2 protein-coding genes are annotated in these 6,067 nt (G+C 70.0%); both read left to right on the plus strand.

What is annotated here, in order from left to right; all coding sequences use genetic code 11:
* The first annotated feature begins 148 nt into the window (after positions 1-148).
* Positions 149-2,617 carry an amidohydrolase family protein gene (locus E9934_RS16575; RefSeq protein ID WP_136564011.1) on the plus strand — a complete coding sequence of 823 codons (2,469 nt, stop codon included), beginning with the start codon at positions 149-151 and terminating at the stop codon, positions 2,615-2,617.
* A 180-nt stretch (positions 2,618-2,797) separates the two neighbouring features.
* The coding region (locus E9934_RS16580) for a (Fe-S)-binding protein (protein WP_136564024.1) at positions 2,798-6,067 on the plus strand (3,270 nt) is incomplete at its 3' end.

Below are 6,067 nucleotides of genomic sequence, written 5' to 3' on the forward strand. Positions count from 1 at the left end.
CAAACGTGACAGGGGTTCACTTTTCCCATCACGTTCGGCATGCTCGCTCGTTGAAGGGTGACCGGCGTCACCTGCAGGGCGCCGGCGCCCGGAGAGCGGAGGAGCGGCCATGCCTGGGACGGACGAACGACCTGACGATCGTCGACGGGTGGTCCTGTCGCTTCTGGTGGCGACAGTCGTGGTCGCCACCGCTGTCCTGCTGCCCGGCTCCGGTGGCGGCCAGCTGACGCTCGCCGCGGCCAACGAGCAGCTCAAGTCCGAGCGCGGCGTGCCCCACGACGACGCGCTCCTTGCGCCGCACAGCCACAACGATCCGGCCACCAAGAACGACGTCTCGCGCGGGCTGAGCGTCGACGAGACCGCGATCGACCCGACCACCGCGGTCGACCGCGCGGCTGCCGAGGCGGCGGTCGACCGCCAGCGAGCCCTGCCCGACCCGACGTTGAGGAAGGTCGCGGCCTATCCCACCCGCACCACCGTCCCTGCCAACCGCTACGCCATGGCCGGCGGTTGCTACACGCTGCGGGCCTCCGGCCGGACCTTCGGGCCCTACTACTTCAAGGCCACGCGGCTCGGTGGTTACCTGCTGCACACCCCCCAGGGCGAGCTCGCCATGTCCGGCAACACCGTCGCCACCGTCGCCAAGCCCAGCGCGGCCGCCGACTGGACCGTCACCCGCTCCGGCAACGGCTTCCGGTTCGACGTGGGCGCCGGCAAGGTGCTCACCGTCGTCGGCGGCCAGCTGGTCAAGGGGTCGGGCACGACCTTCGCGCTGCGCACGGCGACCGGCTGTCCGTCGTACCCCGAGGCGCAGGTGAACGTCGCCGGCGACCCGTTCGCCGGCATCAGCAGCTTCCAGGAGGTGCGCGGCTTCGTCGACGCCCACACCCACGGCATGGCCTTCGAGTTCCTCGGCGGCAGCGTGCACTGCGGTCGTCCCTGGCACGAGTACGGCGCTCCGCACGCCCTGCAGGACTGCGTCGACCACACCCTCACCGGCGGCAGGGGCGCGCTCCTCGAGGCCGTGCTGTCGGGCGAGGCCGCGCACGATCCGGTTGGCTGGCCCACCTTCAAGGACTGGCCGGCGCCGGAGTCGCTGACCCACGAGGGCACTTACTGGCGCTGGCTCGAGCGGGCCTGGCGTGGAGGGCAGCGGCTGTTCGTCAACCTGCTCGTGGAGAACAACAAGCTCTGCGAGGTCTATCCGCTCAAGCGCAACTCGTGCGACGACATGACCTCCATCCGCCTGCAGGCCAAGGACATGCGGGTGATGCAGGACTACATCGACGCTCAGTTCGGTGGGCCGGGCAAGGGCTTCTACCGGATCGTCACCTCGCCCTACGAGGCCCGCCGGGTCATCAACAGCGGCAAGATGGCGGTCGTGATGGGGATCGAGACCTCCATCCCGTTCGGCTGCACCTACAAGTCGGTGCTCGGCCAGGACCTACCGGCGTGCAACGAGGCCGAGATCGACGCCAACCTGGACGAGATGCACGCGCTCGGCGTGCGCCAGATGGAGCTCGTCAACAAGTTCGACAACGCGCTGGCGGGCGTCGCCGGTGACGCCGGCGAGGTCGGCGTGGTGATCAATGCGGCCAACTTCCTCGAGACGGGATCGTTCTGGCGCATGGAGCACTGTGAGCCGGCGGACGGCGAGTCGGCCGACAACCCGCAGGTCACGCTGCCCGACATCACGGCCGGCCAGCAGGACGCGCTGTTCGGCGCGATCGGCCAGATCCTCGGCCTCCTGCCCGCGCTGCCGCTCTATCCGCAGCCGGCCCACTGCAACAAGCGCGGGCTGACCGAGCTCGGTGTGCACACGATCGAGGGCCTCGCGCAGCGCAACATGATCTTCGACCCCGACCACCTCTCGGTGAAGGCGCGGGCGGCGTCCATGGACGTCATCGACGACCTCGGCTACCCGGGCGTCATCTCCAGCCACTCGTGGTCGACGCCCGACACCTACCCGCGGATCTACGAGGCCGGCGGGTTCATCACGCCGTACGCCGGGGACTCGACCGGCTTCGTCGAGAAGTGGCGCCGCCACCTCGGCTGGGCGGATCCGCGCTTCTACTTCGGCTTCGGGTTCGGCGCCGACATCAACGGTCTCGGAGCCCAGGGCAACCCGCGCGGCTCCGACGTCCCCAACCCGGTCCGCTATCCCTTCACCGGACTCGGTGGCGTGCGGATCGGTAAGCAGAAGGCCGGGCAGCGCACCTGGGACATCAACGTCGACGGCGTCGCGCAATACGGTCTCTACCCCGACTGGGTCGAGGACCTGCGGCTGATCGCGGAGTCCCAGCACCGGGGCGACGGCGCGAAGATCGTCGACGACATGGCCCGGGGTGCCGAGGCCTACCTGCAGATGTGGGAGCGGGCCGACGGGATCGCGGCCGACTCGTGCCGCAACCCGCGGCTGCGCCTCGGCGTCGGCCGGGTCCGGGCGCTGGTGCGTGAGGGCATGACCGGCCGGGCGGTCATGCAGGCCGTCGGACAGCCCTATCAACGACTCGGACGCACCTTCACGTTCTGCGCAAAGGGCGCGGTGAGGCCGAAGGTGAAGGTCACCGCCACGCTCTCCGCGGCAGGGCGGGTCACCAGCCTGCGGTTCTCGTGAGGCCTTCGTCACGGCACGCGCAAGTTACCAACGGGTAGGATTCAGTCGGTGCGCTCCCGAGCGCGGTGACACGGCGGTCCGGGTAAGGCTTGCCTTGGGTTCGTCGTCGCCACGGTTGGTCATAGGCTCGCCCCGCGCCCCGTGCGTCCCCTGATCCTGCAGACGAGTGGAGAATCGCTGATGCAGACCGTTGCGATCGTCGTTTCGCTGACCATCTCGGTGGTGGCCATCGCCCTCACCGGACGCGCGGTCGTCGCGATGCTCGGCGTCATCCGCAAGGGCCAGCCGGCCCCGGGCCGCACCGGCAACCCGGTCGGCCGCACCGTCACCATGCTGAAGGAGACCTTCCTCCACACCCGCATGCTGCAGTGGACCTGGGTCGGCGCGCTGCACTGGTTCGCGTTCGCCGCGTTCCTCTTCCTCTCGACCGCGGTCGCCGCGGCGTTCCCCCAGCTGTTCGACCCGCACTTCGTCATCCCGATCATCGGCGAGTGGGTCGTCTACGAGTGGTCCGCCGAGATCCTGGGACTCCTCGGCACGCTCGCGATCATCCCGCTGATCTGGTACCGGCTCAGCCACCAGCCGAAGAAGCTCGGCCGCCGGAGCCGGTTCTTCGGATCGACGCAGTGGCAGGCGTTCTTCGTCGAGGCGATGGTGCTGCTCGAGAGCTCGGCGATCCTCTTCATCCGCGGTGCCGAGCACAACCTGCTGCACGCCGAGGGCGACCACCACGCGACCGGAGCGCACTTCCCGATCTCGCAGTACGTCGGTGAGCTCTATCCCAAGGACGACGTCGACGCACTGAAGAACATCATCTTCTTCATCGCGATGTTCAAGATCACCTCCGCGATGATCTGGCTGATCGTGATCTCGACGAACCTCACGATGGGTGTCGCATGGCACCGGTTCACCGCGTGGTTCAACATCTGGTTCAAGCGCGAGGAGACGGGCGGCACGGCGCTCGGCGCCGTCAAGCCGCTGACCTCGGGCGGCAAGCCGATCACGCTCGACGACGTCGACGATCTCGACGAGGACGACGTCCTCGGTGTCGGGTCCATCTGGGACTTCTCCTGGAAGGACATCCTCGACTTCACCACGTGCACCGAGTGCGGCCGATGCCAGTCGCAGTGCCCGGCGTGGAACACCGAGAAGCCGCTCTCCCCGAAGCTGATGATGATGGCGATGCGCGAGGAGGCGTACGCCGTCGCCGGCGGCGCCGAGCAGCGCGCCCTGGTCGGCAAGACGGAGCACGACCAGGCCGACGGCGTCCTCGACTACTTCTACAACCCCGAGGGCGGCGACTTCGTCGTCGACGAGGACGCCCTGTGGGCCTGCACCAACTGCGGTGCGTGCGTCCAGCAGTGCCCGGTCGACATCGAGCACGTCGACCACTTCGTCGACATGCGGCGCTACCAGGTCCTCGTGGAGTCGAACTTCCCCTCCGAGCTCAACGGTCTCTTCAAGGGGCTGGAGAACAAGGGCAACCCGTGGAACATGTCGCCCACGGCTCGCCTCGACTGGGCGAAGGACCTCGACTTCGAGGTCAAGGTCGTCGGTGACCAGATCGAGGACCTCGAGTCCGTCGACTGGCTCTTCTGGGTCGGCTGCGCCGGCGCCTACGAGGACCGCGCCAAGAAGACCACCCGGGCCGTCGCGGAGTTGCTGGACATCGCCGGCGTCTCCTTCGGTGTCCTCGGCAACGGCGAGACCTGCACCGGTGACTCCGCCCGCCGGGCCGGCAACGAGTTCGTCTTCCAGGGCCTCGCCCAGCAGAACATCGAGGTCCTCACCGAGGCCAAGGCGAAGCAGGTCGTCTCGACCTGCCCGCACTGCATGAACACTCTCAAGAACGAGTACCGCGAGCTGGGCATCGAGCTCGAGGTCATCCACCACACGCAGCTCCTCAACCGGCTCGTGCGCGAGGGCAAGCTGACCCCGGTCGCCGACGGCGCCGGTGCTCACAACCGCAAGATCACCTACCACGACCCGTGCTTCCTGGGCCGTCACAATCAGGTCTACACGCCGCCGCGCGACCTGCTCCAGATCCTCCCGGGCGCCGAGCTCGCCGAGATGGAGCGCAACTCCGAGAAGTCCTTCTGCTGTGGCGCCGGTGGTGCCCGCATGTGGATGGAGGAGACGATCGGCGAGCGGATCAACGTCAACCGGACGACCGAGGCGGTCGGCACCGGTGCCGACCAGATCGCCGTCGGCTGCCCGTTCTGTCGCGTGATGCTGTCCGACGGCCTGACCAAGCTGCAGGCCGACGCCGACGCCCGCGAGGAGGTCGAGGTCCTCGACGTCGCGCAGATGCTCCTCGCGTCCGTGAAGGGCGAGCAGGCCACCAAGCTCGCGCCGGGCGAGGGTACGCCGCTGGCCGACCTCAAGGCCGCCAAGGCCGCCGACGCGGAGGCGAAGGCCGCCAAGGCCAAGGCCGCCAAGGCTGCGGAGGAGGCGAAGGCCGCCGAGGCGAAGGCTGCCGAGGCGAAGCAGGACGTCGCGACCAAGGCAGATGCGAAGCAGGCGGGGAGCGCAGCGACCGACGCCAAGCCCGAGGCCGGCGACGTCACCATCACCGACGACACGGTCGTCGCGACCGAGGACGTCGGCCCCGGGGCCAAGGCCTCGGGCGGCTCCTCGATGTTCGACGACCCGTCGTCGATGTTCGGGGACGCACCGGCCGGGAAGCCCGCCGACGAGGCGACCGAGAAGCCCGCGGAGAAGCCGGCTGCCTCCGGTGGCTCGCTGTGCGACGACGCCGGCTCGATGTTCGACGAGCCGGCCGCGAAGGAGGAGGCGCCTGCCCCCGCGGCCGAGAAGCCTGCCGAGGGTGGGTCGCTCTTCGATGAGGGCGGGTCGCTGTTCGACTCCGCTCCGGCGCCTGCCGCGGAGAAGTCCGCGGCACAGCCCGCAGCGAAGGAGCCGGCCGAGCCCGCGGCCGCCGCAGAGAAGCCGGCCGAGACCAAGCCGGCCGAGGACAAGCCGACGGTCGACCTCGGTGCGGGCGGGTCGCTGTTCGACCTCGCCCCGGCCGAGGAGGCGCCGGAGGCCGAGTCCGCCCCGGCCGCCGAGCCCGAGCCGGCTCCGGTGGCCGAGGACGCCGCGACGGAGGAGCGGGCGTCACGAGACCCCGGTGCGGACCGCAACAACGCGGCACCCACGGCCCCGGCCTCGAGTGGCGCAGCCAGCCAGCCCGCGACCGACGTGGACCTCAACACCCTCGACTCGCTGTTCGACCTGGCCGCCCCGGAGGGCGCGGTCGCCGCAGCCCCGGCTGCTGTTGCCCCGGCTGAGCCCACCCCGGAGCCCGAGGTGACTGAGCCCGAGGCTGCTGCTGAGCCGGAGCCGGAGCCCGAGCCCGCGGCTGCTGCCGAGCCGGAGCCGGAGCCGGAGCCGGAGCCGGAGGCTGCCGCCGAGCCCGAGCCCGAGCCCGAGCCCGAGCCCGAGCCCGAG

Source organism: Nocardioides caeni (assembly GCF_004912195.1).
Taxonomy (GTDB): domain Bacteria; phylum Actinomycetota; class Actinomycetes; order Propionibacteriales; family Nocardioidaceae; genus Nocardioides; species Nocardioides caeni.